This is a genomic window from Nonomuraea helvata (genome assembly GCF_039535785.1).
GTDB classification, from domain to species: Bacteria; Actinomycetota; Actinomycetes; order Streptosporangiales; family Streptosporangiaceae; genus Nonomuraea; species Nonomuraea helvata.
In genome coordinates, this window is the sequence record NZ_BAAAXV010000009.1 from 2,844,561 (window position 1) to 2,871,318 (window position 26,758).

26 protein-coding genes are annotated in these 26,758 nt (G+C 70.2%); 7 read left to right on the top strand and 19 right to left on the bottom strand.

The window, feature by feature from the left end; translation table 11 throughout:
• Positions 1–11: 11 nt before the first annotated feature.
• On the bottom strand, positions 12–1,058 hold the full coding sequence (locus ABD830_RS46620) for an NADH-quinone oxidoreductase subunit B family protein (RefSeq protein ID WP_345001791.1): 1,047 nt from the start codon (positions 1,056–1,058) through the stop codon (positions 12–14).
• A 108-nt stretch (positions 1,059–1,166) separates the two neighbouring features.
• On the opposite strand from ABD830_RS46620, the gene ABD830_RS46625 reads away from it, so the two are divergent.
• Positions 1,167–1,682, top strand: coding sequence for a hypothetical protein (locus ABD830_RS46625; RefSeq protein ID WP_345001793.1), 516 nt, complete (start codon positions 1,167–1,169; stop codon positions 1,680–1,682).
• 52 nt (positions 1,683–1,734) lie between these two features.
• On the opposite strand, the gene hypF is transcribed toward ABD830_RS46625, so the two are convergent.
• The 9 genes from hypF to ABD830_RS46670 all read right to left on the bottom strand — a co-directional run bounded on the left by hypF (position 1,735) and on the right by ABD830_RS46670 (position 12,844).
• A complete protein-coding gene (gene hypF, locus ABD830_RS46630; RefSeq protein WP_345001795.1) occupies positions 1,735–3,984 on the bottom strand; it encodes a carbamoyltransferase HypF in 2,250 nt (749 codons plus the stop codon).
• Positions 3,985–4,096: 112 nt separating this feature from the next.
• Entirely contained in the window at positions 4,097–4,822 is a 726-nt protein-coding gene (locus ABD830_RS46635; protein WP_345001797.1) for a WD40 repeat domain-containing protein, read from the bottom strand.
• Positions 4,823–4,981: 159 nt separating this feature from the next.
• Positions 4,982–5,659: an alpha/beta fold hydrolase gene (locus ABD830_RS46640; protein WP_345001799.1), complete on the bottom strand. Its 678-nt coding sequence runs from the start codon at positions 5,657–5,659 to the stop codon at positions 4,982–4,984.
• Positions 5,660–5,732: 73 nt separating this feature from the next.
• Positions 5,733–6,008 carry a GlsB/YeaQ/YmgE family stress response membrane protein gene (locus ABD830_RS46645; RefSeq protein WP_345001801.1) on the bottom strand — a complete coding sequence of 92 codons (276 nt, stop codon included), beginning with the start codon at positions 6,006–6,008 and terminating at the stop codon, positions 5,733–5,735.
• Between the two features lie 71 nt (positions 6,009–6,079).
• A complete protein-coding gene (locus tag ABD830_RS46650) occupies positions 6,080–7,027 on the bottom strand; it encodes a metallophosphoesterase (protein ID WP_345001803.1) in 948 nt (315 codons plus the stop codon).
• A gap of 96 nt (positions 7,028–7,123) precedes the next feature.
• On the bottom strand, positions 7,124–7,249 hold the full coding sequence (locus tag ABD830_RS46655; RefSeq protein ID WP_345001805.1) for a hypothetical protein: 126 nt from the start codon (positions 7,247–7,249) through the stop codon (positions 7,124–7,126).
• A gap of 100 nt (positions 7,250–7,349) precedes the next feature.
• Positions 7,350–11,642: a cation-translocating P-type ATPase gene (locus ABD830_RS46660; protein WP_345001807.1), complete on the bottom strand. Its 4,293-nt coding sequence runs from the start codon at positions 11,640–11,642 to the stop codon at positions 7,350–7,352.
• A 28-nt stretch (positions 11,643–11,670) separates the two neighbouring features.
• The gene (locus ABD830_RS46665) at positions 11,671–12,255 is read right to left on the bottom strand and encodes a hypothetical protein (RefSeq protein WP_345001809.1); all 585 of its coding nucleotides are present in this window, start codon (positions 12,253–12,255) and stop codon (positions 11,671–11,673) included.
• A gap of 121 nt (positions 12,256–12,376) precedes the next feature.
• Entirely contained in the window at positions 12,377–12,844 is a 468-nt protein-coding gene (locus ABD830_RS46670; RefSeq protein WP_345001811.1) for a PPOX class F420-dependent oxidoreductase, read from the bottom strand.
• Between the two features lie 71 nt (positions 12,845–12,915).
• On the opposite strand from ABD830_RS46670, the gene ABD830_RS46675 reads away from it, so the two are divergent.
• The gene (locus tag ABD830_RS46675; protein ID WP_345001813.1) at positions 12,916–13,548 is read left to right on the top strand and encodes a nucleoside/nucleotide kinase family protein; all 633 of its coding nucleotides are present in this window, start codon (positions 12,916–12,918) and stop codon (positions 13,546–13,548) included.
• A 7-nt stretch (positions 13,549–13,555) separates the two neighbouring features.
• Here the strand turns inward: ABD830_RS46675 and ABD830_RS46680 are convergent, their stop codons facing one another.
• Positions 13,556–13,903, bottom strand: coding sequence for a luciferase domain-containing protein (locus tag ABD830_RS46680; RefSeq protein ID WP_345001815.1), 348 nt, complete (start codon positions 13,901–13,903; stop codon positions 13,556–13,558).
• Between the two features lie 216 nt (positions 13,904–14,119).
• On the opposite strand from ABD830_RS46680, the gene asnB reads away from it, so the two are divergent.
• The 4 genes from asnB (at position 14,120) to ABD830_RS46700 (ending at position 18,836) form a co-directional block, all read left to right on the top strand.
• On the top strand, positions 14,120–15,940 hold the full coding sequence (asnB, locus tag ABD830_RS46685) for an asparagine synthase (glutamine-hydrolyzing) (RefSeq protein WP_378520714.1): 1,821 nt from the start codon (positions 14,120–14,122) through the stop codon (positions 15,938–15,940).
• A gap of 183 nt (positions 15,941–16,123) precedes the next feature.
• Complete coding sequence (locus tag ABD830_RS46690) at positions 16,124–16,954, top strand: glycerophosphodiester phosphodiesterase (RefSeq protein ID WP_345001820.1); 831 nt, start codon at positions 16,124–16,126, stop codon at positions 16,952–16,954.
• Positions 16,955–17,046: 92 nt separating this feature from the next.
• Positions 17,047–17,751, top strand: a complete 705-nt coding sequence (locus ABD830_RS46695; protein WP_345001822.1) for a ThuA domain-containing protein — start codon at positions 17,047–17,049, stop codon at positions 17,749–17,751.
• The gene (locus ABD830_RS46700) at positions 17,736–18,836 is read left to right on the top strand and encodes a Gfo/Idh/MocA family protein (RefSeq protein ID WP_345001824.1); all 1,101 of its coding nucleotides are present in this window, start codon (positions 17,736–17,738) and stop codon (positions 18,834–18,836) included. The genes ABD830_RS46695 and ABD830_RS46700 overlap by 16 nt, the downstream gene beginning before the upstream one ends.
• Positions 18,837–18,886: 50 nt before the next feature.
• Here ABD830_RS46700 and ABD830_RS46705 read toward each other — a convergent pair whose 3' ends face one another.
• From ABD830_RS46705 to ABD830_RS46720, 4 genes are all read right to left on the bottom strand, one after another.
• Positions 18,887–19,996: a Vgb family protein gene (locus ABD830_RS46705; protein WP_345001826.1), complete on the bottom strand. Its 1,110-nt coding sequence runs from the start codon at positions 19,994–19,996 to the stop codon at positions 18,887–18,889.
• Positions 19,997–20,288: 292 nt separating this feature from the next.
• Complete coding sequence (locus ABD830_RS46710) at positions 20,289–21,287, bottom strand: hypothetical protein (protein ID WP_345001828.1); 999 nt, start codon at positions 21,285–21,287, stop codon at positions 20,289–20,291.
• A 16-nt stretch (positions 21,288–21,303) separates the two neighbouring features.
• Entirely contained in the window at positions 21,304–21,870 is a 567-nt protein-coding gene (locus ABD830_RS46715; protein ID WP_345001830.1) for a hypothetical protein, read from the bottom strand.
• Between the two features lie 382 nt (positions 21,871–22,252).
• A complete protein-coding gene (locus ABD830_RS46720) occupies positions 22,253–22,774 on the bottom strand; it encodes a hypothetical protein (protein ID WP_345001832.1) in 522 nt (173 codons plus the stop codon).
• A gap of 278 nt (positions 22,775–23,052) precedes the next feature.
• On the opposite strand from ABD830_RS46720, the gene ABD830_RS46725 reads away from it, so the two are divergent.
• A complete protein-coding gene (locus ABD830_RS46725) occupies positions 23,053–23,193 on the top strand; it encodes a hypothetical protein (protein ID WP_345001834.1) in 141 nt (46 codons plus the stop codon).
• Here ABD830_RS46725 and ABD830_RS46730 read toward each other — a convergent pair.
• From ABD830_RS46730 to ABD830_RS46745, 4 genes are all read right to left on the bottom strand, one after another.
• A complete protein-coding gene (locus ABD830_RS46730) occupies positions 23,190–23,921 on the bottom strand; it encodes a class I SAM-dependent methyltransferase (RefSeq protein WP_345001836.1) in 732 nt (243 codons plus the stop codon). The genes ABD830_RS46725 and ABD830_RS46730 overlap by 4 nt on opposite strands.
• Positions 23,922–23,969: 48 nt before the next feature.
• Positions 23,970–24,833: a hypothetical protein gene (locus tag ABD830_RS46735; protein ID WP_345001838.1), complete on the bottom strand. Its 864-nt coding sequence runs from the start codon at positions 24,831–24,833 to the stop codon at positions 23,970–23,972.
• A gap of 80 nt (positions 24,834–24,913) precedes the next feature.
• On the bottom strand, positions 24,914–25,414 hold the full coding sequence (locus tag ABD830_RS46740) for a MarR family winged helix-turn-helix transcriptional regulator (protein ID WP_345001840.1): 501 nt from the start codon (positions 25,412–25,414) through the stop codon (positions 24,914–24,916).
• Between the two features lie 19 nt (positions 25,415–25,433).
• Positions 25,434–26,747, bottom strand: coding sequence for a hypothetical protein (locus ABD830_RS46745; protein WP_345001842.1), 1,314 nt, complete (start codon positions 26,745–26,747; stop codon positions 25,434–25,436).
• Between the last annotated feature and the right edge of the window lie 11 nt (positions 26,748–26,758).

The following is a 26,758-nucleotide window of genomic DNA, read 5'->3' on the forward strand; positions in this document are numbered from 1 at the left end:
CGCTCTCCCTCTCAACCGTTTCCCCAGCGGGGGTCGAACCCGCTCGTCAGCTTGCGGCGGTTGTGGCGCCACTTGGGCTCCTTGTTCGCCGCGTTGTTGGTGAAGGCGCGAAGGCGGCGGATCAGCCGGCCGTACTGGCTGCTGAGCGCCACCGACACCGCCGCGCCGGGGGGTTCGTCCATGAACGGCATGAACTTGTCGGGGAAGCCGGGCATCGTGCACGCGATGCAGATGCCGCCCACGTTGGGGCAGCCGCCGAGGCCGTCCATCCAGCCGCGCTTGGTGACGTTGCAGTTGACCACCGGGCCCCAGCAGCCGACGCGCACCAGGCACTTCGGCGAGCTGTAGTCGCGGGCGAAGTCGCCCTGCTCGTAGTAGCCGGCCCGGTCACAGCCCTCGTGCACCGTCTTGCCGAACAGCCAGGTCGGGCGGAGCATCTCGTCCAGCGGGATCATCGGGGCCAGGCCGGCGGCCTGGTAGAGCAGCCAGGTCAGCGTCTCCATGAAGTTGTCCGGCTGGACCGGGCAGCCCGGCACGTTGACGATGGGCAGGCCGCCGGCCGAGCGGAAGTCCTTGCCCAGATAGTCGGCCAGCCCCATGCAGCCCGTCGGGTTGCCGGCCATCGCGTGGATGCCCCCGTACGTCGCGCAGGTGCCGGCCGCGACGACCGCCCACGCCTTGGGCGCGAGCCGGTCGATCCACTCGTTGACCGTGATGGGCTCTCCGGTGACCGGGTCGTTGCCCATCGACGTCCAGTAGCCGTCGCCGTTGATCCGCTCGTTCGGGATGGAGCCCTCGACGACGAAGATGAACGGGCCGAGCTCGTCCCTGTGCGCCCGGTGGAATGGGGCCATGAAGGCGTCGCCCACCTCGGCGGCCAGCACCTTGTTGTGCAGGTGCACCTTGGGCAGTCCCGGCACGAGCCCGAGGAGGACGTCCTCCAGACTCGGCAGTGTGGCGGCGGTGACCGAGACGGTGTCACCGTCGCAGCTCATGCCCTCCGAGGTCCACAGGATGTGCACCTCTTCAAGAGCAGTCGGCGTTTGCGTGGTTGTCATGGCCCAAGCCCCCTTCTTGGCCCTGTAGAGGTTTAGGTCGCGCTTCGATTGGTAGCGGACCTGCAACTCTACGTAGCGGACATACCGTATTGAGGAGGGTTGTAAACCATGACCCACACCCTGCCGCCCCGTACCGGGCCATACGCGGACCTGCGGGAACGCGTGGCCGTCCGGCCCCGGCGCTCCCTTCCGCGCGCCGGCGCCCGGGGCGCGATCGGCGCCATGGCGATGTCCGGGCTCCGGCAGCTGACGACGTCGATCGGCCTGGTGGCGAAGGTCCCGCCCGAGTCCGTGCTCGAACGCACCATGCCCAGGATCTTCCGCCGGGTGCGTCCCAAGCAGCGGCCGGCCCTCGTCGAGCTGGCGCACTGGGGGTACGGCGCGTGCGGCGGGGTGCTGTTCGGGCTGCTGCCCTCCACGGTGCGCGGCCGTCCCTGGGTCGGCCCGGTCTACGGGGCGGCGATCTGGGCCGCCTTCGAGACGGCCATCGCGCCCGCGCTCGGCCTGCCCCGCCATCCCCGCACCACCGTGGAGCGGCTCGCGCTACTGGCCGACCATCTGCTGTACGGGGTCGTGGTCGGCGCCTCGCCCTGGCCGCATCAGGAGAAACCCGCCGAGGACTGATCGCCGTCGCGGCTGGAGGCGGTCGCAGGGTCCCGTACGCGCGGAGCCGGCCTCAGGGCTGATCCCCGTACGCGCGGAGCCGGTCACGGGCGGCGGCCACGGCCACCTGGCCGAGGCTGATGCCGCCGTCGTTGGCCGGCACGCCGGCGTGGGTGAGCACCCGGAACCCCGCGCCGCTCAGCCGTTCCACCGTGCGCCCGAGCAGCAGCACGTTCTGGAAGACGCCGCCGGACAGGGCCACCGTCGCCAACCCCGTGGCGTCGCGCAGCAGGCGGCAGCAGCGCACGATGACCTCGCTGACGCCGTTGTGGAAGCGGGCGGCGATGACGGCCGGCTCGACCCCCGCGACCAGGTCCGCCGCGGCGGCCCGCACCAGATCCGCGCCCGCCACGACGAGGTCGTCGGACACGGCCGCCGGGTAGGCGCCCCGCTCGGCCGGATCGGCGAGCCGCTCCAGCTCGATCGCGGCCTGCCCCTCGTAGCTGATCGTGTCCCGCACGCCGAGCAGCGCCGCCACGGCGTCGAACAGCCGCCCCGCACTCGAGGTCACCGGCGCGCCGCGCATCAGCGACGTCACGCTCGCCCACCACCGCTCATGACGCCGGGCCACGTCCAGCTCCGCGCCGTCACCCTCCAGGTACGCGGCGGCCATGCGCCACGGCTGACGGATCGCCGCGCTGCCACCCGGCATCGGCACGGGCGCCAGATGCCCGGCCCGCTCGAACGACACCAGGTCCGCCAGGAGGAACTCGCCGCCCCACAGGGTCCCGTCGAGCCCGTAGCCGAGCCCGTCGAACGCGACCCCGATCACCCGCCCGTGCTCGCCGTTGTCGGCCAGGCAGGAGGCGATGTGCGCGTGGTGGTGCTGTACGGCGGTCAGCTCGACGTCGCTCAGGTCCAGGGCGTGCTTGCTGGACAGGTACTCCGGATGCGGGTCGTACGCGACCACCTCAGGGCGCACACCGAAGAGCGCGGCGAAGTGCTCGATCCCTTCGGCGTAGGACCGGAGCGTCTCGTAGTTCTCCAGGTCGCCGATGTGCGGGGAGACGAACGCGTGACGCCCCTTCCCCAGGCAGAACGTGCTCTTCAGCTCGGCGCCGCAGCCGAGGATGTGCCGGGGCGCCTCGTACGGCAGCGTGAAGGGGCGAGGGGCGTGGCCGCGCGACCTCCGCAGGATCATCCCTCGCCCCCGGAAGGGGCGCACCACCGAGTCGTCGGCACGGAGGTGGATGGGCCGGTCATGCGTGAGGAACGCGTCCGCGATGCCGCCGAGCCGGTCCAGGGCGTCGCGGTCGTCGTACGCGATGGGTTCGTCCGAGCCGTTGCCGCTGGTCAGCACGATGGGCGCGCCCACGGCGGCGAGCAGTAGGTGGTGCAGCGGCGTGTACGGCAGCATCAGCCCGAGGCAGCGCTCGCCCGGTGCGACCGCGCCGGCGACCACCGCCTCCGGGCGGCGCGGCAGCAGCACGATCGGGCGCGCGCGATCGGTCAGCAGCGCCGCGCCCACGCCGTCCGCGCCGCCCACCTCGCACAGCCGCCGGGCCTCGTCCAGGTCGGCGACCATGACGGCGAACGGCTTGTCCGCGCGCCGCTTGCGCCGCCGCAGCTCGGCGGCGGCGCTCTCGTCGGAGGCGAGCACCGCGAGGTGGTACCCGCCGATGCCCTTCACCGCCAGCACCCCGCCCGCCCGCAGCACCTCGGCGGCCCCGGTCAGCGGGTCGCCAGCCGCGCCCATCAGGCTGAGCGTGGGGCCGCAGGCCGGGCAGCAGATGGGCTGGGCGTGAAAGCGGCGATCGGCCGGATCGTGGTATTCGGCGCGGCAGTCGCCGCACATCTCGAACCCGGCCATCGTCGTCAGCGGCCTGTCGTACGGCATCGACCGCACGATCGTCATTCTCGGCCCGCAGTTGACGCAGTTGACGAAGGGGTAGCGGTAGCGCCGGTCAGCGGGGTCGGCCAGCTCGGCCAGGCAGTCGTCGCAGGTCGCGATGTCGGGCGACACCAGCGTGCGGGACGTTCCCGACGGGTCGCTCTCGACGATGCGGAACCGGCCGCCTGCCCGCGTCGCACGGGGGGTCGAGGTGACGGTGACCCGTTCGATCGAGGCCAGTGGGGGCGCGTCGCATTCCAGCCGTACGAGGAACTCGCCGATCTGATCGCGGCCGCCCTCCAGCTCGACGAAGACGCCGTGGGCGTCGTTGCCCACCCGGCCCGCCAGGCCCAGCCGCGTCGCCAGCCCGTGCACGAAGGGCCGGAACCCCACCCCCTGGACCACGCCTTCGACCCGCACCCGAACCCCCATCATTACAGTCTGCAACGGAATAAGCACAGACTGAATCACCCTCGCCGCCTGCCCCGCGTGTCGGGAGGCGGCGGCTCCTTGAGGAGCCGGGCCTACCTGGGGGGAGTCTCGGTCAGCCGCGGGAGATCAGTGACCAGCCGTTGTTGACGGGGGAGAAGGCCACGTTGTGGATCGGCAGGCGCTTCGCGGCGAACTTCCGCATCGTCTGGAAGCACTCGTTGTCGATGCCGCGGGTGTAGAAGGCGTTCCCTGCGACGACGGCCCAGCCGCCGGTGTAGGGGAAGGCGACCCGGGTCACGCGGTGCCCGGCGCGCGACAGCTCACGCATCTTCTGGTAGCACGCCTCGTCGATGTTGCGGGCGTAGAAGCCCTTCGTGGCGACCACGACCCAGCGGTTGCCGCCCCCCGGGGGGAAGGCGACGTGCACGACCTGCTGGCCGGCCTTGTAGTACGAGAGGATCCGCTGGTAGCACTCCTCGGGGATGTTGCGGGCGAACAGCGTGCGGTCACCCGTGATCACCCAGCCGCCTCCAGGGGTGAAGGCGACGCAATGGATCCGGTTGCCGTCCGCGATCATCTGCTTCAGCTTGGCGAAGCACTCGTCAGGGATGTTGCGCGCGAAGTAGCCGCCCTTCTGCGTCACGATGACCCAGCCGTTGGACGGCGTGAACGAGAACGTGGTGATGCCGGAGGGCGCCATCTTCCCCATCGTCTTGTGCGCCTCGTCCGGGATGCGGCGGTTGAAGAAATAGCCGCCGGCCGCTTCGGCCGGGCCGGCGAGTCCGAGGGTGGCCAGTCCGGTGGCGCCGGTCAGCGTGAGAAACCCTCTCCGGTCCATGTCAAGCTCCTCTTACAGATTGTGGATGCGCGTGCCAGTTCGGCCGCATCTGCGAGAGGATGCCATGATCTCGGGAGATTTGCACACGATCGTCCGAAAAATCGGCTGATGTCTGCGATTCGGGGAGTTTGACCGGATGGGCGCGCCGGCCGGCCGGTCTCACGCGAGGAAGGCGCTCACCGCGGCGATGAACGCCTCCGGCCGGTCCCGGTGGACGTGATGTCCCGACGGGATCGTCGTCATGTGCCCGTCGGGTACGAGTTCCGCTATCCGGGCGAGCTGATCTTGCGGCAACTGACTCTGCTGCCCTCCGGCGATGACCAGGGTGGGGGCCGTGATGTGCTTGAGCAGGTCCCAGTAGGCGGGATCGGGCTCGTTGCGCTGGCGGTAGACGGCGGCGACGGCGTTCCAGTCGAAGGGCGCGTCGGGGTCGGGGTCCTCGGGCAACGTCCGTGGCGGGTTCGCCGCCACCGGTGGCGGCGGCTCCTCCAGGATCAGCCGGTCCACGCGCTCGGGATCTTCGCCCGCCAGGAGCCAGGAGACCATGGCTCCGAGCGAATGTCCGATCAACGTCACCTTGGACAGGCCCAGCGTGTCCAGGGCGGCACGCAGGTCGTCTCGCATCAGCTCGAACGAGTACTCGCCGGCCCGGTCGCTGCTGCCGTGCCCGCGCAGGTCCACCGTGTACACGCGATGGGTCCCGGCCAGCGCGGGCGCCACGACGTCCCACGTGGAGCCGCTCTCGCCGAGCGAGTGCAGCAGGATCACGGGCGGCGCCGACGCCGCTCCCCGTGTGCTGTAGGCCAGCCGCAGACCATTCACCTCAACTGTGTCCATCCCCACAGTCTCGCAGCGGCGCGCCCGCGCGAACGGCCACAGGATCGCTGACCTGTGGCCGTTCGGAACACCGCTACTCGCGCCGCCGCTTGCCGCCGTACAGGCCGACGGCCAGCGAGACGCCGAGAGCGGCCAGGGCGATCTGGATGCCGAACTCGATCCAGTCGACCCCGCGGGTGTCGGCGACGCCGAGAGCGGCCGCGATCGCGGTGCCCACGAGCGCCGCGATCACGCCGATCACGATCGTCAGCCAGATGGGAATGCGCTGGCGGCCTGGGAGGACGAGCCGCCCCAGTGCGCCGATCACGATGCCGATGATGAGGCCGGAAATGATGCCAGTGATCTCCACGCTGAACTCCCGGGAAACTCGGTGGTCCGCCTGTCCTGCACAACGAACGCGGCCACGGTGACGTTCCTGCGTCAGGACCCGGTCACGGTCTGCGGCTGCCAGGAGAAGACGGCGGAGGTCCTGGGGTCGGCCGTGACCCGCAGCCAGTGGGCGGCGGTGTCGCCGTACGTCTCCAGGCGGGTCAGATTGGGCACCCCGGCGTACCCGGGCTCCACCTCGTAGACGTGCTCGTCGCCGTGCACGAGCAGGACCGGCTTGCCGTAGGCCCGCGCCCGCTCCACGATCCTGGCCCTGATGTCGGCGAACCCCGGCGTGTCCGTGGGCTCGGCCTGCATCATCAGCAGCACGCCCGGCGCGTTCGTACGGCCGGCGACGGCGAAGGCGTCGTCGATCCAGTCGAGCGCGGCGGCCTTGCGCGCCTCGAACTCGGCCAGCCGCTCCTGCGGGCGGTCGCCGCCGGGCAACTGGCTCCACGGCGCCAGGTCGTTCTCGCTGCCGACCGCGTGCACCGTGGCGAAGACCACGCGGGCCCGGGTGAACAGCACGTTCTCCCGGTAGTCACGGTGGCGTGGGTCGCGGGCCTGGGTCCGCACGCCCATCGGGTGCCCGCCGAGCGTACGCCCCGCGACGGGGTAGAACACGCGGCGGACCGCTTCCAGGCGTTCGGTGGGAAGGTAACCGCCCGCGGCGGTGCGGTGGCAGTCGGTCCACTCGTTGTCGCCGGGGGTCAGCACGAACGGTTCGTCGAAGGTGCCGAAAAGGGTGGCCAGAGTGGCGAAGCGGGCGTCGTCGCAGGTGGTGGAGCCGCTCTTGACGTCGCCCGCGTGGAGCACGAAACGTACGTCCCGGTCGGCGTTGACGGCTCCGATCAGGCTCGGCAGCGCGGCCTGCTGCTCGTCGCCGTACGGGGTGTCGCCGATGAGGGCGAAGGTGACGGCGGACCCGCCCTCCGTGCCGGAGGGGGCGGCGTGCGCCGAGCCGGACGGCACGACCAGCGACGATGCGATGAGGGCAGCCATGAACAGAGATTTGCGCATGCGCGATTCTCAGCAGGCGCCGTACACCAGCCGATGACGTCGAGCCGACGGCTCGGAGAACCCTGGCCGACGAGGCCTCTAGGCGAACCGGAAACCCGCGGGCTGGAAGATCGACGCGGCGAAGCTCTGGATGAAGCGCGTGATCAGCGCCTCAAGCAGCATCAGGGCGGCCTTGGCAAGCAGGGAGGCCAGGAACTCGGACAACTCTCTACCTCACTAACGAAACTTCACTTAAGGACATATTTCGGTAGAAAGGTGTCTATACGGTCACGCTTCAGGTGTCCATTCGGTGAACAGACGATGACTACTCCGAGGCCGGCCGTTCGATCATCGCCGCCACCACGGCCGCGGCCACGGCGCAGCCGAGCCCGATCCCCCAGCCCACAGGGCCCACCGGGCGGCAGCCGAAGAGCTGGCTGAGCCCGGGCACCGAGACGATCACACCCAGCGCGGCCAGGGACGACACCGCGGCGAGCACCACCGTCCGATCCCGGCCGCCCAGCGCCAGAGTCTGCGTCAGCTGGGCCGACACCAGCCCGATGAGCCCCACCGTATCCGCCCTGCCGCGGGTGCCGGTCATCCGGGCCAGCAGCCACGCCGCTCCCGCCGCGACGGCCGTGGTGACGGCGCGCAGGTAGATGTCGCGGGTCAGGGCCGCGCCGAGCGAGGCCTCGGGGCCCTCGGCGAGCAGTTTCTCGGGGCTCGCGGCGCTGGGCGGCCGGACGGCCACCGCCATCGCGGGCAGCATGTCGGTGAGCATGTTGACCAGCAGGAGCTGGCGGGCGTTGAGCGCGCTGCGCCCGGTGAGCAGGCTCGATCCGAGGGTGAAGGCGATCTCTCCGACGTTGCCGCCGAGCAGGATGCCGAGCGCGTCGCGTACGGAGGCCCACATGGCCCGGCCCTCGACGATCGCGTCGATGATCGTCTCGATGCGGTCGTCGATCACCACGATGTCGGCGGCGGCCCTGGTGGCGGGGGCGGCGTGCGACCCCAGCGCCACGCCCACGTCGGCCAGCCGGATCGCGGGCACGTCGTTGGCCCCGTCGCCGGTCACGGCCACGACGCTGCCGGCCTTGCGCAGGCAGGTGACGATCCGGGCCTTGTGCTCGGGTGTGACCCTGGCGAACACCGCCACCTCCGCCAGCGCCTCGGCCAGCTTGTCGTCGTCCAGCTCCTCGAGTTCGGGGCCGGTCATGACGCGCAGGCCGTTCAGCGCGCCGGTCTCCGCGGCGATGGCCTCAGCCGTGCTGGGGTGGTCGCCGGTGAGCATGACGACGCGTACGCCGGCCCGGATGAGCCCCTCCACGCTCCGCTTGGCCGTCGGGCGCACCGGATCGGCCAGACCGAGGAACCCAAGGAAGCACAGGCTCTCGATGCGGGACTCGTCGAGGTCGGCGCGGCTGGAGGCGGGACGCTCGGCGACGGCGAGCACGCGGTAGCCGCGCAGGGCGAGCCGGTCCACCTCCTCCTCCAGCTGCCGCCTGATCCGGTCGTCCAGCGGGACCTTCTTCCCGTCGATCACGATGCTCGTGGAGGCGGTCAACACGATCTCGGGAGCGCCCTTGACGCTCAGCAGCTGCCCCGACTCGGACCGGCCGAGCACGGCGTGGTAGCCGCGGGCCGGCTCGAAGGGCAGCTCGTCCACGCGCTGCCAGGTGCGCAGGCCGTACCGGGGTGTGACGCCGAGCCTGCCCGCGCCGTCCACGATCGCGCGGTCCGTCGGGTGCGGGATGGCGCGCCCGCCCTCGAACCTGGGCCCCGCGCGCAGCGCCGCGCCGACGATGGCCCTCAGTTCGGGCGTGGCCTCCTCCACCGCCTGATCGACCCGGCCGTCCGACACCCGGCGCAGGCTGATGTGGCCCTCGGTGAGGGTGCCCGTCTTGTCGAAGCAGAGCACGTCCACCCGGCCGAGCGCCTCGATCGTGGACGGGTTGCGTACCAGTGTGTTGTGTGCCGACAGCCGCTTGGCCGAGGCGAGCTCGGCCACGGTGGCGACGAAGGGCAGCCCTTCGGGGACCGCCGCGACCATCATGCTCACCGCGGGTCCGACCGCCTGCGACAGCGGCGAGCCGCGGAGCAGCTCGACGGCCATCAGGAGCAGGCCGGAGCCGAGGGCGGCGGGGAGTATGCGGCGGCTCAGCGCGCGCAGGCGCAGCTCCACCCCGCTCGGCGGCGGGCCTTCCTGGGTCAGCCTGGCGGTCCTGCCCGCCTCGGTCGCCTCTCCCGTGGCCACGACCACGGCGAGACCGTGCCCCGCCGCGACGGTCGTCCCCTCGTACACCATCGAGGCGCGCTCCGCGATGGCGGGCGCCGCGGTCGGCGCGTCGGTCTTGGTGACGAGCTGCGACTCGCCGGTGAGAGGGGACTCGTCGATCTCGAGCCCGTGCGCCTGGATGAGCCTCCCGTCGGCCGGTACGGCATCGCCGGCCCGCAGCTCGATCACGTCCCCGGGCACCAGGGAGTCGGCGTAGCCCGCCACGGCACCGGTGGGGCGGCGTAGGCGTACCCGGACGGCGGTGGTCTCGGTGAGGCTGTGCAGCGCCCGGTCGGCGCTTCGCCGCTGGGCGCCGCCGAGCAGCGCGTCCACCCCCATCACGCCGCCTATCAGCACGCTGTCGAGCAGCGAGCCGACCGCGGCCGACACGCCCGCGCCGGCGGCCAGCACCGGGGTCAGCGGGTTGGCCAGCTCGTGCATGGACGCGCTGAACAGGGACTCCGGGCCGGTGACCAGCGGGCGTGCCGGGGCCGTCCTGCGGCGTTCGGCCTCCGCCTCGGTCAGCCCCTCGGGCGAGGTACGGAGGCGGGCCAGGACGTCGCGGGCCGCCATGGCGTGCCAGGGCGTGTGGTCGGCGCGCACTGGCGCGGCCGTCCGCCCGGCGCTCCGGCCCGCCCACTCCCCGGCCACGATGGCGGCGAGCGACGTGCAGTCGCGGACCAGGTTGGCACGTCCGACCGCGGCCGTGGCCGGGCCGAGCAGTGCCAGCCCGGCCCCCGCGATCGAGCCGCCCCCCGCCACCCACACGCTGCGGACGCTCGCCTTCCTGGCCGCCGGCAGACACCGGAGCAGCAGGTACGCGCCCTCGAGCGGGCCGATCACGTCCGCGTCCCACGGGACCGCGCGCATCCCGCCGAGCACGCCGATGCCCAGGTCGGCCTGGCGCAACCCGCGCCGGCCGCGCCGCGACACCACGGCGACCGCGTACCCCTCGGCCTGCAGCGCCCGCACCGACGAGGCCAGCCGGTTCCCGCTCTCGACGACCCGCTCCACGCCCAGCCGCCGGGCGAGCGCGGGGTCCCCGCCGGCCAGGATCACCTCGCACGTCGCCCTCGGGGCCGTCACCAGGGCCTCGGCGAGCGGATGCAGCTCGCGGGCCAGGTGGACGAGGGCGACCGGGGTCCCCTCCCGCGCCACCTCGACCGAGCGGACCCCCTCCTCGGGCGTCTCCGTACGCGGCTCGGCGCTCCACCCGTCGAGCTCCCGCCGGGCCGAGGGGTCGGTGAGGTCGAGGAGCGCGTACAGCCGGGTGTGCAGCTCCTCCGGATCCACCTCGGGAGTGAGCGGGACGACACCGTCGATCGTCCACGCGCCCGTGGTGAGCACGGCGGCGTCGAGGACGACGGCGTCGATGCGGTCCATGCGGTAGAGCGCGTCGCGGTCGAGCACGATCGTGCCACGTCCGGCGAGGCTCCGGCCGACGGCGCTGGTGAAGGCGTCCCTGCCGTGGCTCGCGGCCCTGGGGATGCCGGCGATCAGCACGGACAGCCCCCGCTGGTTGTCGCGGCTGAGCACCGTGGTGATGCCGTGCCCGGCCAGTGCCGCCACGCTCGCCGCGTCGGCGTAGCGCTCCACCGGCCCGTTGGGCAGCGGGGCCGGGCGCGGGGCCGCGGCGGCCCTGGTGTGACGGTAGGCCCCCTCAGCGGCGGCGAACTCCTTCTCGCGCAGCTCCCAGGCCTGCGACCCGGAACGCGCGGCGGCGTACCGGCCGGCCGCGGCGATGGAGTCGATCAGCAGCGACGACGGCCGCATGGCCAGCGCGTACGTGACGATCCTGGTCGCCGTCATCAGCGCGTCCGCGCCCGGCTTGCCGATGCGCTGCTCCAGCTCCCGGTGGACCCGCGGGCTGTTCTCGGCCAGCGAGAGGAAGCCGGGGACCGCCGTGGACAGCCGCGGGACGCGGGCCAGCCGGCCCGCCAGGGCCAGTCCGGTGCCGGCCAGGTGGAGGCCGAGACTGACGGCGGCGCGGGCCTGCTGCTCCGCGCCGTCCAGCACACGAGCAGGGGCGGGTGTCCCGTCCGGTTCGTCGAGCTCCTCCACGACGGCCACGAACTTGTCCACGTCGTCCGTCTCGGTGTCGCACGCCACGAACACGGAGCCGAGCGCCCCGTTCACCTCGGCGCGCGGGGAGCCCAGAGCGCGCAGCCGCCCTTCCAACAGGCGGGCGGGCCGCTCGGTCCGCGGTCCGCCGATGTTCCGCAACTCGATGCGGACCCCGCCGGGGCACGGCTGTACCCGGCGGGAGCGCGGGAGGATGCTCCTTATCGGCTGGGGGAGCATGTCGAGCAGCGTGTCAGCACAGAGCAGGCCGAACAACGCCATGTGGCCTCCCGTCTACGGCGTCGCGGCTTCACTTGCTCGGCGAGGTGCTCTTTCGCCTGCTGGTCGACGTTGACGTGGTCTTCCCGGCGGTGGTCTTCCCGGCGGTCGTCTTTCCTGCTGTGGTCTTGCGCCCGCCGGCCCCCGCGGTGGTCGTGGCGGCCTTGCCCCGGGTGGACGTGGCCCGGGTGGTCGCGGCGCCGCGCCGGGTGGTCGTGGCCCGCCCGCTCGTTGGTGTGGGCTCCTTGGCCGCCGCTGCGGTCTCCTGCGGCCGGCTCGGCTGCCGGCCGAACATCGGTGCCTGCCGCGGCCGCCGCTGCGCGATGACCGTTCCCGCGCCGATGGCGGCCGCCACGGGCCAGTCGAGCACGCCGAAGACCGCGAGCGCGCCGAGCGCCCCGTAATAGGCCATGCGCTCCGGTGCCGGGAGGAACGTTCGGGCGACGTCCATGTAGTGGCCGATCTCCCGCCTGCTGATGCGCGGCATCTCCATGTGTGGCATCTCGATGTGCGGCAACCGGACGTCCGGCTGCCGGACCTGAATGCTCATCATCGGCAGGTCCAGCGTGTACTGCTTTTTACCGTCGGACGTGGCTCGCGGCTGGGCAACAGCCATGACCCCTCCTCCAGGACGAGGAAACCTGTAGGTCTCCCTATCCACCACCAGGCCCGTTATTCCGGACAGGGGGTATTTGAAGGTTTTTGCCGACCCAAATTTGGGGCTAGGGATGCAGGGGTCAGTCGGACACCAGGCGGGCGGGGAAGCCGCCGGTCGCGATGGGACCCCAGCCGTCGATGTGGATGCGGATCAGCGACTTGTCCTGACGGCGCATGGCGGCGCGGTACTCGTCCCAGTCGGGGTGCTCGCCGGAGATGCACCGGTAGTACTCGACGAGCCCCTCGAGGGCGTCGGGCATGTCGAGGACCTCGGCACGGCCGTCGACCTGGACGTACGGGCCGTTCCAGTCGTCGGACACCACGCAGATCGACACGCGCTCGTCACGGCGGGCGTTGCGCGCCTTGGCGCGGTCGGGGTACGTGGAGACCACGATCCGGCCGTCCTCGTCCACCCCGCAGGTGACGGGCGAGAGCTGGGGCCGCCCGTTCTTGCGGGTGGTGGAGAGCAGGCCGTGGTGCCTGGGGCGGAGGAACTCGAGCAGTTCGGGCAGGTCCACGTGGCGGGCGGTGGCGATGTTCGGAGCCATCTCATGTGCCTTTCTGTCAATCCTCAGTACTCCGATCCTTCCATCCCTCATCGACCTCTATCCTTCGTGCGGTGAACGGTGAGCAGCTCCTCCAGCGGGTCCACGGGCTGGCCGCGAGTGGTGAGCGGGTCGTGGTGGGCATCGCGGGATGCCCGGGCGCGGGCAAGTCGACGCTGGCGGGCCGGCTGGCCGAGCGCCTCACGGCGTCGGGGCTGCCGGCGGTGTGGGTGCCGATGGACGGCTTCCACCTGGCCGACGTCGAGCTCGAACGCCTCGGCCGGCTGCGGCGCAAGGGCGCCATGGACACCTTCGACGCCCACGGCTACCTGGCGCTGCTGCGCCGCATCCGCGCCGAGACCGCCGCCGTCGTGTACGCGCCGTCGTTCGACCGTGAGATCGAGCAGCCGATCGCGGGGGCCATCCCGGTGCCGCCGGCCGCGCGCGTCGTGGTCAGCGAGGGCAACTACCTCCTGGCCGACGCCGATCCGTGGCGGCAGGTGCGAGCGGCCATGACCGAGGTCTGGTACGTCGAGATCGACGACCGCGTACGCCTGGACCGCCTCACCCAGCGGCACATCACGTTCGGCAAGTCCCCCGATCAGGCCGTCCGCTGGGTCGCCGAGGTGGACGAGCCCAACGCCGCCGCCATCCGCGCGACCCGCGAGAGCGCCGACCTGCTGGTGGACCTCGACGCGCTCTCCTGAAAAGCCCTTATGCGGCGTGCGCCTTGATCGCCACGCTGGTCAGGGCGAGGAGCAGGTCGAGGTCGGGCTCGGCCTCGACCTTCAAGGTCACCCACGTGTGGTCGGCGCAGAGCTGGACCTGATCGCAGTCGCCCAGCTCGGGCTCCAGCCGTTCGATCGCGGGCGCCGTCAGGCGCAGGCGCACCTCGTCCGCGCCGGTCAGGCGCAGGATCTCGATTCCCTGGACCGTGAACGCGATGCCGCGCCGGGTGTCGCGCACCTCCAGCGCCGGCCAGGACAGCAGCTGCACCACCGCTCGGGCCACGTACGGCCCGCGGCGCAAGGTCGATCTCCGCCTGGCGGAAATGACTGACACATATCCATGCTGCTGCATACGGCCACAATCCCGCTATCGGCTGTTCTTCAACTGTTATCCGCGGGAAAAGGTCGGCCGTCCGCCGCTGCAGCGCGTACCAGCCGTTCTTCCTGGTCAAGAGGCGTTTACCCGAGTGATATCCCGCCAAGGCCGGGGCAGCTGACAGGTCTTGCGGAGAAATCGGGGGAAAGCGATATGTGCGGCATCTGCGGATGGGTGGATTTCGAGCGGGACCTGCGGGACGCCGGGGACATCGCCCAGGCCATGACGGACACGATGGCCTGCCGCGGCCCCGACGACCAGGGGCTCTGGACGGCGCCGCACGCCGCCATCGGCCACCGCAGGCTCGCCATCATCGACCTCCCGGGCGGCCGGCAGCCGATGGTCGCCGACGACGCCGGTCGGGCGCCGGCCGTGCTGACGTACAGCGGAGAGGCGTACAACTACCGCGAGCTGCGCGCGGAGCTGACCGCCCGCGGGCACGGCTTCCGCACCCAGAGCGACACCGAGGTGGTCCTGCGCGCCTACCTCGAATGGGGCGAGGAGCTGGCCGCCCGCCTGAACGGCATGTACGCCTTCGCGGTCTGGGACGCCGCCCGCGAGGAGCTGCTCCTCGTACGCGACCGCATGGGCATCAAGCCGCTGTACTACTACCCGACGCCGCACGGCGTGCTGTTCGGGTCGGAGCCCAAGGCGATCCTGGCCAACCCGCTCGCGCAGCGGGTGCTGGACGCCGACGGGCTGCGCGAGCTGATGTCGTTCGTCAAGACGCCGGAGCACGGGATCTTCAAGGGCATGTACGAGGTGCGTCCGGGCCAGCTGGTACGGGTGGGCCGCGAGGGGATCAGCAAGCGCCGCTACTGGCAGCTGGAGTCCAAGGAGCACCCGGACGACGTGGACTTCACGGTCAAGACGGTGCGCGGCCTGCTGGACGACATCGTCACCCGCCAGCTGATCAGCGACGTGCCGCTGTGCTCGCTGCTGTCCGGCGGCCTCGACTCCAGTGCCATCACCGCGATCGCCGCCAAGGGCCTGCGGGACCAGGGGCTGGGCCCGGTCCGCTCGTTCGCCGTCGACTTCGCCGGCTACACCGAGCACTTCAAGCCCGATCTCACCCGCTCGACGCCCGACGCGCCGTACGTGCACGAGCTCGCCGGGCACGTCGGCGCCGAGCACACCGACATCGTGCTCGACTCGGCCGAGCTGATGAACCCGTCCGTGCGTGCCGCCGTCCTGCGCGCCCGCGACCTGCCGGTCGGCATCGGCGACATGGACAGCTCGCTGTACCTGCTGTTCAAGGCGATCCGGGGGCACTCCACCGTGGCACTCTCGGGGGAGTCGGCCGACGAGGTCTTCGGCGGCTACCGGTGGTTCCACGACCCCGAGGCGGTCGGGGCCGACACCTTCCCCTGGCTCGTCGGCGGGCTCTCCCCGCTGACCGGGGTGGACCGCCTGCTCGAGGACGACGTGCTGCGCCTCCTCGACCTCCCCGGCTACCAGGACGAGAGCTACCGCAGGGCGCTCGCCGAGGTGCCCGCGCTGCCCGGTGAGACGGGGCACGAGCGGCGCATGCGGCAGATCAGCTACCTGCATCTCACCCGGTTCGTGCAGATCCTGCTCGACCGCAAGGACCGGATGAGCATGGCCGTCGGGCTGGAGGTGCGCGTGCCGTTCTGCGACCACCGGCTGGTGGAGTACGTCTTCAACGTCCCCTGGGCGCTGAAGACCTTCGACGGGCGCGAGAAGAGCCTGCTGCGCGCGGCCGCCGCCGACCTGCTGCCCGACTCGGTCCTCCAGCGCGTCAAGAGCCCCTACCCCGCCACCCAGGACCCGGGGTACGACCGGGCCCTGCGTGAGGAGGCCCGCGCGCTGATCGAGCGCGGCGACCCGGCCTGCGCACAGGTGATCGACCTGGACCGGGTTCGTGCGCTGATCGACGGGCCGGCGGCCGAGAACGGCGGCGACCGCGCCGCGCTGGAGCGCATGCTGCAGCTCGACGCGTGGCTCGGGGAGTACGAGGTCCGGCTCGCCCTCTGATCGACGAATCCTTGGCCGGCGGAGCACTCTCGCCAACCGCGCTTCCACCAGGGCAAAGAGTTCGTGCCGATATGAGCGACACGCCGGGTAAACCGATCGCTGCTGGCATCTAGCGGGAACTTTCCTCGCATTCGACATAAGAGACGCTTTGTCGGGTTCGGGTTACTAGCCCGAGGAGGAAGTATGTATCGCCCGCTTGGTGCCACCTTCACTGCGGCCCTGGCCACCATGATCTGCATGCCGGGTGCGGCTCACGCCTCGCCGTCGGTCGACAACATCGCGCACCGAGGCGGCGCCGCGTACGGCCCCGAGAACACCATCGCGGCCTGCACCATGGCGTGGATGCAGCGGGCCGACGCATGCGAGTTCGACATCCAGCAGACCAAGGACCAGCAGCTCGTCCTGATCCACGACCAGACGCTGTCCCGCACCACCAACGTCGAGCAGGTCTTCCCCGACCGGTCCCCGTGGCGGGTCGCCGACTTCACGCTCGCGGAGATCCGTCGGCTGGACGCCGGTTCGTGGTTCTCCTCGGGGTACCGCGGCGAGAAGGTGCCCACGCTCGGCGAGGCGCTGCAGGCCATGAGGCGGTACGGCGTCGGGCTGCTGCTGGAGATCAAGCACGCGCCGGGCAGTGCCGGGATCGACCAGCGGGTGGCCAACCTGCTGCGACAGAACCGTTCCGTGTGGAGCGGCCGCGGGCTGGTCGTGCAGGCGTTCGACTGGAACGCGATGCGGTCCTTCCACCGCATGATCCCCGAGGTCCCCATCACGCTGCTCGGCAAGCCGGACCTGAGCAAGCTCTCCGACCTGGGCACCTTCGCCAAGGGGCTCAGCCTGCCGCGCTCCAGCCTCACGCCGGAACTGGTCAGGACGGTGCACGGCAAGGGCATGCGGGTCTATACCGGGCCGACGGACCGGCCTGGTGTCATGCGCCGCCTGCTCTCGTACGGCGTCGACGCCATCATGACCAACCGGCCTGGCGAGCTCGACAGCATCAAGCGGTACTGGTAAGTCGCGAAAAATGTCAGTACTAGCCCATTCAGATAGTTCGTTAGTAAATGCGATGATTGGAGTCGTTTGTCCCCTGAGCGATAGGCGAATGCATGACAGACGAACACGGGCGAAGGGCTCTCGTGGTGAGGGGCGGCTGGGAAGGGCACGCCCCGGTCGCGGCCACCGAGCTCTTCGTCCCCTTCCTGGAGAAGAACGGGTTCGAGGTGCACCGGTCGGACTCTCCGGCCCCGTACGCGGATCCGGCGTTCATGTCCGGCGTGGATCTCATCGTGCAGTGCTACACGATGGGCACGATCGAGCAGGCGGAACTGCGGGGCCTGGAGGCCGCGATCCAGGCGGGCACCGGGATGGCGGGCTGGCACGGCGGCATCGCCGACTCCTTCCGCAACTCCTCCGACTACCTGCACCTCATCGGCGGGCAGTTCGCCTGCCATCCGGGTAAGGACCCGGCCGAGCGCGAGGGCTCGCAGGCTGACAACTTCGTGCCGTACACCGTGAACATGCTGCCGGAGGCGGCCACGCACCCCATCACCGAGGGCATCGCGGACTTCGACCTCGTCACCGAGCAGTACTGGGTCCTGACCGACGACTACATCGACGTGCTGGCGACGACGACGCAGAAGGTGCGCCCGTGGGACCCCTGGCACCGGGAGGTCACCTCGCCGGCGATCTGGACCCGGCAGTGGGGGAGCGGGCGGATCTTCGTCGCGACCCCCGGGCACAGCCTCGACGTCCTGGAGAACGACAGCGTGCGCACCGTGATCGAGAGGGGGATGCTGTGGGCCAGCAGGTGAACGTCGGCGTGGTCGGATGCGGCGCCATCTCGGCCCAGTATTTCCAGACCATCGACCGGCTGCCGCACGTGCGGCTGGTGGCCGTCGCCGACCTCGACCTCGACCGGGCGCGGGAGGCGGTGCGGCCCTACGCGGGGGTCGACGTGGTGAGCGTGGCGGAGCTGATGGCGGATCCGCGCGTGGACGTCGTGCTCAACCTCACCGTTCCGGCCGCGCACGCCGAGATCGCGCTGCAGGCCATAGCGGCGGGCAAGGACGTCTATTGCGAGAAGCCCCTTGCCGCGACCGTGGCGGATGCCGGGCGGATGCTGCAGGCGGCCGACGCCGCCGGGGTGCGTGTGGGCTGCGCGCCTGACACGGTGTTGGGGACGGGTACGCAGACGGCGCGCAAGGCGATCGACGACGGGTTGATCGGCAGGCCGATCGCGGCGACCGCGACGATGATGACGCCCGGCCACGAGCGCTGGCACCCCAACCCCGACTTCTACTACGTCCCCGGCGGCGGCCCCCTCCTCGACATGGGGCCCTACTACATCACCAGCCTGGTGACCCTGCTCGGGCCCGTGACGACGGTCATCGGCGCCGCCAGCCGTACGCGTGCCAAGCGCACGATCGGGTCAGGCCCCCGCCGGGGTGAGGAGATCCCGGTCACCGTCGACACCCATGTCACCGGAGTGCTCGTGCACGAGTCGGGAGTGCTGACCACGCTGGTGATGAGCTTCGACGGGGTGGCGACCAAGTCGCCCAACATAGAGGTGCACGGGGAGAAGGGCTCGCTCGTCGTACCCGATCCCAACCGCTTCGACGGGTCCGTCCTCGTGTCGGGGATGGGTGAGGAGGGCTGGCACGCCCTTCCCGAGGCGGCCGGCTACGTCGAGGCCGGGCGCGGCGTGGGTCTGGCGGACTTCGCCTCGACCCCGGCGGGAGAGACGGCCCGTACGGACGGATCGCTGGCCTTCCACGTGCTCGACGTCATGGAGTCGCTGCTGGCCTCGGCCCACTCCGGGGCGGCGGTGACCATCACGAGCACCTGCGCACGGCCTCGCCCCGTGGACCTGCTTCCGGCCGAAGGCACGCAGGGTTAGGCGGTCGGCGGCGCGTTCCTGCTCCGGGAGTGCGCCGCCGGCCGGTCCGGTCAAGGAGTGACGATCGCTATCTGGTCGACGTAGTCCTCGGTGACCCAGAGGTTGTCATCGGGCCCGTCCGCGATGTCGAACGCCCCCGAGAAACTCGTGGGCAGCGAGTACTCACTGATCGTTCCGGACGTGGTGATGCTGCCGACCTTGTCGCCGATCTGCTCGGCGAACCACAGGTTGCCGTCGGAACCGGTGGTGATGCCCCACGGGAAGCTGTTGATGTCTTCCAGCCCATATTCGGTGAAGTCTCCTCCGGTGGTTACGGAGCTCACCTTCCCGTTGGCGTCGGTGTACCACAGGTTGTCGTCCGGTCCCGTGGTGATTCCGACGGGCATGGCTCCGGAGGAGGGGACACTGAATTCGGTGATGGTCCCGCTGGTGGTGATCTGTCCGATCTTGCCGGCCATTGGCTCCGTGAACCACACGTTGCCGTCCGGTCCCGTGGTGATGCGCATCGGGTAGGCGCCGCTGGTCGGCAGGCTGTATTCGGTGATGGTCCCGCTGGTGGTGATCCGGCCGATCTTGTTGCCCAGATACTCGACGAACCACAAGGCGTCGTCCGGCCCGCTGGTGATACCCCAGGGGTAGGCGTCGCTGGTCGGCAGGGTGTATTCGGTGATGGTCCCGCTGGTGCTGATCCGGCTGATCTTGTTGCCGACCGCCTCTGTGAACCAGAGGGCGCCATCCGAGCCGACGGCGATGTGAGCCGGCTGGGAATCGCTGGTGGGAATGGAATATTCGGTGAACAGCCCCCCTGTGGTGACGCGTCCGACCTTGTTGGCGTAGTTCTCGGTGAACCACAGTGCGCTGTCCGGTCCGCTCGTGATGCCGACGGGAGTGGCGGGGCTGGTCGGAATCGCGATTTCGTTGATCGTCGCGCGCTGGGCCTGCGCCGCGAGCCTGGCAGCCGAACGATGCCGGGGCGGGGGCGGGAAGTGGCAGCGTATACGCCGGTGGTCGGGCATCCGTTTGAGTTTGAGACAGAGGTTCACCCACGGGCGTCGTGGTGACGTGTCGGCTTGCGCGTCAGCGGATGCGGTCGAGAGCGTGCCTGCCGCCAGGGCCATTGCCATGACCACGATCGGGTACTTCAGACGTCGAGAACGCATGACATCCTTTCCGGACGAAGAACGGAAGGCCGCTGGACCCGCTTGGCGCATCGGGGCCGGGGCTGTCAGGCCGCCGCCGGCAGGGCCCTGCGGCACCGGTGCAGGCCTTGAAGCCCTGGTTGGCCATGGTCGCTCCGGCACTCCCAATATCACGCACGGTTACCGCCCGACTCGTGCCATCTGTGCTCGTGGCTGGTCATGGAAGTGCCAAACCCATCAGAGGGCCGCTTGGTTCTCGCCGGTTGCCACAAGACGCACTTTCGCCGCACGCCGTACACGAGGCGCGCCCCGGCTACCTGGTACGCACCCGACGCCGCCGGACGATGAACAAGATCATCATGCAGGCGAGTACCGCCACCGCTGCCACGTAGAAGGGTATGTGTGACGCATTCAAGTTGATCGCTTTACCCACGCCGGCGGCGGGGAAGGTGATCGTGCCGGTGGCGGTGTGCTCTACTCTGCCGCTGCGTAGCCACAGTCGTGCCTGCCAGGGGCCGTCAGGTAGTTGTTTATCCAGTGTGGCGGTCACCTGTGCCGTATCGCCTGGTAGCAGGGACGTGCCTGGCGGTACGGCGAAAGGGCCTGCTTGCAGGCCTGCTGGACCGTTGGAGAGCCAGAGTTGTCCCGTGATCTCCAGAGCGCGTTCGCCGGTGTTGCGAATGTGGGCGGTGAGCTGTGGCTCGCCCTGGGCAGAGCGTGCCGGAACGAGTTCCAAGATCTCGAATGCCGAGGGTGGCTCACCGCCGGGGCCCACGTCGAGATAGATCCGGATCCCAACCCGGTTGACCACTTTGACCGTGCCTGCGCCGGTACTGGCGACCTCGGCCCAGACAACGCCGTACCGCTCGCCTCGCGAAGCGGTGGGCGGTACGCGGATGGTGATCCGCGCGGTCTTCTTGCTGTCCGGCACCAGCTTGAGCACGGGATGGTCAACCGAGGTCCACTCCGTGAGCTCGTTCTGGGCGCGACCGGCGGCATAGGTGAAGGTCCGCTTGGCGATTGAGGCCGCGGCAGCATAGAGATCGATGCTCAGCGTGCGGGAGGTCGTATTGCTGATCTCCACCCGCCGGTGGATGGTCGTGCCCGGGCTGAGGTGATCGACGATGGAGGTGTAGGCGCGGGGATCGTCGCGCCGGGCGACTGGTGCCTCCAGCAGACGGAGGGTGAACACTCCCTTCGGCTCTCCAGGCTGGTCGTCTTGTCCCCGCTGAACCACCATCGCACCGGAATCGCCGATGGCCGCAGTCTGGAAGAGTGCGGCCATCGGCAGCAGCACGATCAGTGCGGCCAATCGCCTCAGGCCGAGGCTAAGCAGCGGTGACAGAGTGAGTCACCGTTCCGGTGTAAATGGCCGCGCCATTTTGGATCGGCACGTTGACGCTCATGGTCGGGACCCACGTGGTGGTGCTGCTCCCAGCCCCTGACGCGTGTTCCATGATGAGGGTGGCTGCGGTCATGTTGGTCGAGTCATGGGGAGTTACGGACCCGTTGTTAGTGCTGGGAGTCCCTGGAGAGTAGCTTGCCTGGCTGGGCGCGATGTCGAGCTGTCCTGATGCCGTGAATGCCGTCGACACGACTGTGGCCTGCCAGGCCAGGTTGCTGTTCCGGTTGTCGGTAACGGTCACCGGGTCTCCGGCAGGCCAAGAGCCGGTGGCCTGCCGAGTGGTGTTGTTGTAGGTGAGGGTGACGCTGGAGGGTGCCGTCATACCGAGAGCGCCCGCCGTCACCTCGAATGTCACCGTGGTGTCACAGGGCGTGGACGGCGACCCGCTCGGACATGGCACCGCCTGAGCGGCGGGGGCGGGGCCGAGCAGCGCGAAGATGATCGCCCCTGCCGCCGGCATCGCCAGGCACCTGCCGGGTTTGAACCGCATGGGAAACTCCTTTGTGATCGAGGTCGGGTCCGGCCTGGTGATCGCTCCAGAGGCTCCAGGGGTTGCTAGACGATCTTCCCCACCCGGATGAGATGAGGCTACGTTGCGCGGATACGGTGCAGTGAAATGACGCTCAGCATGCTGGCAGTCAATTGACGAGGTCTTGGCGCATAGTTGTGAGTAGTGAGCGTTGCGCAACGTATGTTTTGTCCCGACAGTGACGTTGGGTTGGCGGCGGGGTTCAACGAAGGAGCGCAGCGGGCGGCCGTCTGGTGGGAGCGGCGTGCGCGGATACGGGCGCATTTTGCTGTCAGGGCCAAGGGCATGGCCGGGTCATGAGTCTTTAATTCACCGGCCGAGCGGCGCGAAGGATTCGAACAACTCAGGCGACTGAGTGGGTGATGGTGCCGGTGTAGGTGCCGCTGACAGCGGAGACCGGAATAGTGACGACGAGGGTCGGTTTCCAGCTGGTGGATGTCGTGACCGCCAGGAGCTTGCGTGCGCTGAACGCGGTGATGAGCGCGGAGAGAGAGACGCGATCGGCAGCGGTGGGCTGCCCCGGGGTGCGGTTGCTGGCACCGGATTGGGCGGTGATCGGGCCGGACCAGTAGGCGATGTTGCCTTTGGCGATGGTGCCGGCTGGGGGTCCGCTGGTGGTGAAATCGGTAGCCGACACGGTGGCCGTCCAGAGGGGGTTGCCCGGACGGGAGTCGACCACGGTCACCGTGCCGAGAGTAGCGCTGATTGTTCCCTTGGCACCAGCGCTACCCAGGCTCGCCGTGGTGGGGGCGGTCATCGACAAGGTCAGCGCGCGCACCGCGAGGGTGGCGTGTCGTGCATGTCGGGCATCGGCTGCTTGGGCGCACGGGGCTCCGACGGCGAGCGTCAAGGCGATCGCGGTCATCAGCGATGCGGGGGCTCGCCCTGCTCTCCTCACGTTGCGACTCCTTACTCCCTGCTGGGCACATGTGCCTGGCGCGTCTCTTCGGCTGGTGGGAAGTGGTGGCAGCCTAGAGCGCAGAGCGTAGAGCCGCGATATTGGAGCTCGCCTGCGACCGGTAAATTCTCCGGCAAAGCCACATGAGGTTTTCGGCCGCTTCGCCGTCGTGCCGGACCGTGGCTCCAACGAGCCGGCGTCATGGATCAAGCTCGACCGGGGACCGACGGTGGACAGCCCAGGTCGTGGCGGCCGTCGCCAACACCGGCGAGCGCGCCATCGACATCGACGGGCACCTGACGCTGACGGAAGGGCCAAGCCCCATGAGCACCGGGCCGTTCCAGGTCGCCCGTGGCACGACCCTGGCGCCTGATCAGCGCGGCTAGGCTCTGCGCGCGATCGTGACGATCGAGCGGCCGGCATCGGTGACAGGCTCTCGGTGCCAGCCGCCGTACTGCGCCTCGATCTCGAAGCCCGCCTCGCTGAGGAACGTCCCGAGCTCCGGCACGTCGAGGAAGCGCAGGCTCGCACGATCGACGCGCAGGACGGCGCCCTCCTGGTCGCCGGTCGTCTCGGTGAACGTCACCACATCGTCGACCACCGACTCGACGTGGTGCGACACGCGAAGCCGACGGCCCTCTCCGTCCACGACGTCGATGGCGTTCGACGGGTTCCACTCTTCCCACCCGCGCGCCCGGGGGTTGCGCGTCTCGAAGACGAACCGCCCGCCGTCACGTAGCGCCCTCCGGATCGCGGCCAGCGACTCCGACAGCTCTTCGTCGGTGACGAAGCACTGGAAGGCGTTGCTGGCCATGATCGCCAGGTCGAACTCGCGATCCCAGGCCGCGTCCGCCGCGACGCCGGCGACCCACTCGATGTCCGTGCGCCGCCGGGCCCGCTCCAGCGCGGCCAGGTCCGGATCGAGCCCGACGAGCCGCCCGCGGTGGCCGAGCGCGCGGGCCTGGTGGAGCATGCTTCCGGTGCCGCACCCCACATCCAGCACGGCGTCCGCGGCCATCACGAACTCGTCATAGAACGCGCTGCTGGGATACCGGACGGGGTCCCACGGGTTGAGCAGGTCGTACAGGGCGGCGGCGTCGGCATCCGTGAACATCTGTGCAGTATCACGACACCGTCAGCGGCTGCCAACCGAATATCAAGGTCACCCGTCCCTGGAAGAGCACCCGTACGGCGCATCGTGACAGAGGACGGGAAGCCTGCTGCCCGCGTCCAGCATCACGCGATCGCCCAGCGGCTGCTCCAGCCTGATGACGTCCTTGCCGAACAGGCCGACGCCCGCGCACGGACCGAAGCTCAGACCAGGGACATAGAGCCCCAACACCACCACGTCCGGCCGCTCGCTGACGCGTAGCCGGACGTCGGGCGGCTCGCCGCCGCAGGAGCCGTAGTCGTATCCCACCAGCAGCGTACGTTCGTCGAGCACCTTGACGTCTGTGACCCCCTCGCCTGACGCGTGTTCGCCGACGGCGTCTTCGACGCTGCCGATCGCGTCCTGATCGACCGCGACGTGGTCGATCGGGCCGGGCAGGTTCGCGAAGTGCAGCCGCCACGCGGGCACGGTCGCCAGGCCGCGTACGGTCTCCAGCCGCATCGTCGTGAGGGTGGCCCCGGTCAGCTTGTGTGTCTTGTCGTCCGGAAAGGTGTACTCCTCCGGCCAGGGGGACAGCGCCATCAGCGCCTCCCGTGGCTCGATCACGGGGACCCGCATCGTGGACCCGTCGTCCCAGCGGATCTGGGCCCCGGCCGGAGGAGCGGGGAGCGGGCCGGCCACGACCCAGCCGTACTCCTCGTCGTCATGCTCGATCTGCTTGCGTACCTCCGGCGACATCGCGCTCAGGTCCCCGAGTGGTACGAAACCGTGGCGCCAGATCTCCGCGGCGCCGCTGGTCCGCCAGGTCCGGACGGCCTGCGCGGCGTCGTCCTCGAACTCGAGCGGTCCGATCAGGTATCTGCCACCGCTGAGGAGCAGCATCGCCACCAGAAGTGTCATGACTAATCGGTCCATGTGGTGATCTTGGCACGAGCGCCGGGGCCTTACGAGCTGGTCGGCGCTGACGCGGCCGAGCAGTTCGTTCGGCGCGTGCCTCAGCCCCACGCCGGGTCCTGGGCCAGCTTCTCGGCGATCCGGTCGTGGAAGCTCTTGCGCTCGAGAGCCCGCTCGATGTCGGTGACGACCCGGGAGAGCGGATAAGGGATCTCCGCCTCGAGGTCCGCGAGGGCGGCCTCGGTGGCCCGCCACTCCGCCGCCAGGCGACCGACGACGGCGCGGGCGTCGTCCGTGAGCGTCACCTTCTTGCTGCGCGCGTCGTCGCCCGTGACGGTCTCCACCCAACCGGCCGTGCGCATCGCGGCCACCTTCTGGCTGAGCGCCGAATGCGTCCGGCCGACCGACTCGGCCAGCTCGGTGATCGTCATCGGCCCGCGGGCGTGCAGCCGGAGCAGCTCCATCACGAAGCTGGGCTTGAGGCCGTCGATCTGGTTCTCGGTGTAGAGCCGGGCGATGTCCGCGTCCATCGACTCCTGGAGCAGCCGCAGCGGCCGCCAGAGGCTCTGACCGGTGGGATCTGGTGTTGGGTCTTCCGCCATGCCCGAATTATAACAGTCCTTATATAAATACTGTTATGTCGGACTGGCGTCGGCGATCCTGACGGAGAAGACGACCCGTTCCTCCTCGCCTTCGGTGAGCCCCCCACAGCTCGCCGGTGCCGTACCAGAGTGACAGGTCCTCCGGCCGGTAGGCCCAGCTCGTGTGGGCGCGGATCGTCCAGGTGGAGGCGGCGCCGCTGACGTTCACGGTGGCGAAGCGCCTACTGGGGTCGGGGCCGGGGTGAGAGCCGGCCGACATGTTGAGATGGAGGACGTTGCCGTCGGCCTGAACACCCTGCACGTCGCTGATGGCGTCGGCCGGGTTCGCCGGGACGGTGGACACCCAGGCCTGCACGGGGGTGGTGATGAGCCGGTAGTCGCCGTCGGGCGGCGGCTGGAAGCGGTAGCGGACCAGCTTGGTGCCGGCCAGGGAGGCGGAGGTGCCGCTGGAGCGCTTGTACGTGCCCGCGACCAGGCTCGCGCCGCCGGAGCTGCGGCGGTCGAGTGAGACGAAGTCGAGCAGGATGGGGGTGACGTAGTGGCGTACCTCCGGAATGACGTAACGGTAGTCGCCGCCCCCTCCGTCCCGCTGGCGGTAGATCTTGCGGGTGTCGAACACCCGGATCGTGTGCCGGGTGGAGTCGGGGCCTGAGTAGCCGTTCCAGTTGGAGCTGGAGGTCATGAACAGGTAGGGGCCGTACCACGCCAGGCCGCCGCCGTGTCCGTAGACGCGTCGCAGCTTGCCCTGGCTGTCCACCCACACGGGCAGGACGTTGCGGTAGCGGCGGTCGTCGAGGTCGACGACCTTCAGGATCACGGAGTTGGTGCGGTAGTCGGGGGTGTTCGGGTCGGGTGAGTTCAGCCAGGCCCAGCTGGTGATGAGCGCCCTGTGCTCGCTGCCGATCGGGGTGCCGCCGAGCTGGGCCTCGCCGGAGGTGGCCAGCCCCTGCGGCGCCCAGGGAGAGTGCGGGAGGTCGTCCTTGTCGCCCTGAACGGCGGCGTCCCAGCAGAACCAGGTGCTGACCGGCACCAGCGGCCGGTACGCCGCCCGGGCCGCGCAGCCGGCGTCTTCGCTGCCCGGCAACGCGGTACGGTCGCTGCCGCTGAGCACGCCGCCCATGCCCACCTGCTCGTACTCCGCCGAGAGCGGCACCGTGTAGGGGTCGGATCCGGCGCGCAGAGCGAGGCCCGTCAGGCTCAGCGGCTGGAGCGGCGCCGCGGCGGTCGTCAGTGCCGCCGCGCCGGTAGGTGACATCACGGGCGCGGCCAGGGCGCATGCGGCTGCCATACGTACGAACCAGGTCAGAGCGGACGTCATCCACTGCTCGGCCACGAAGGTCTCCC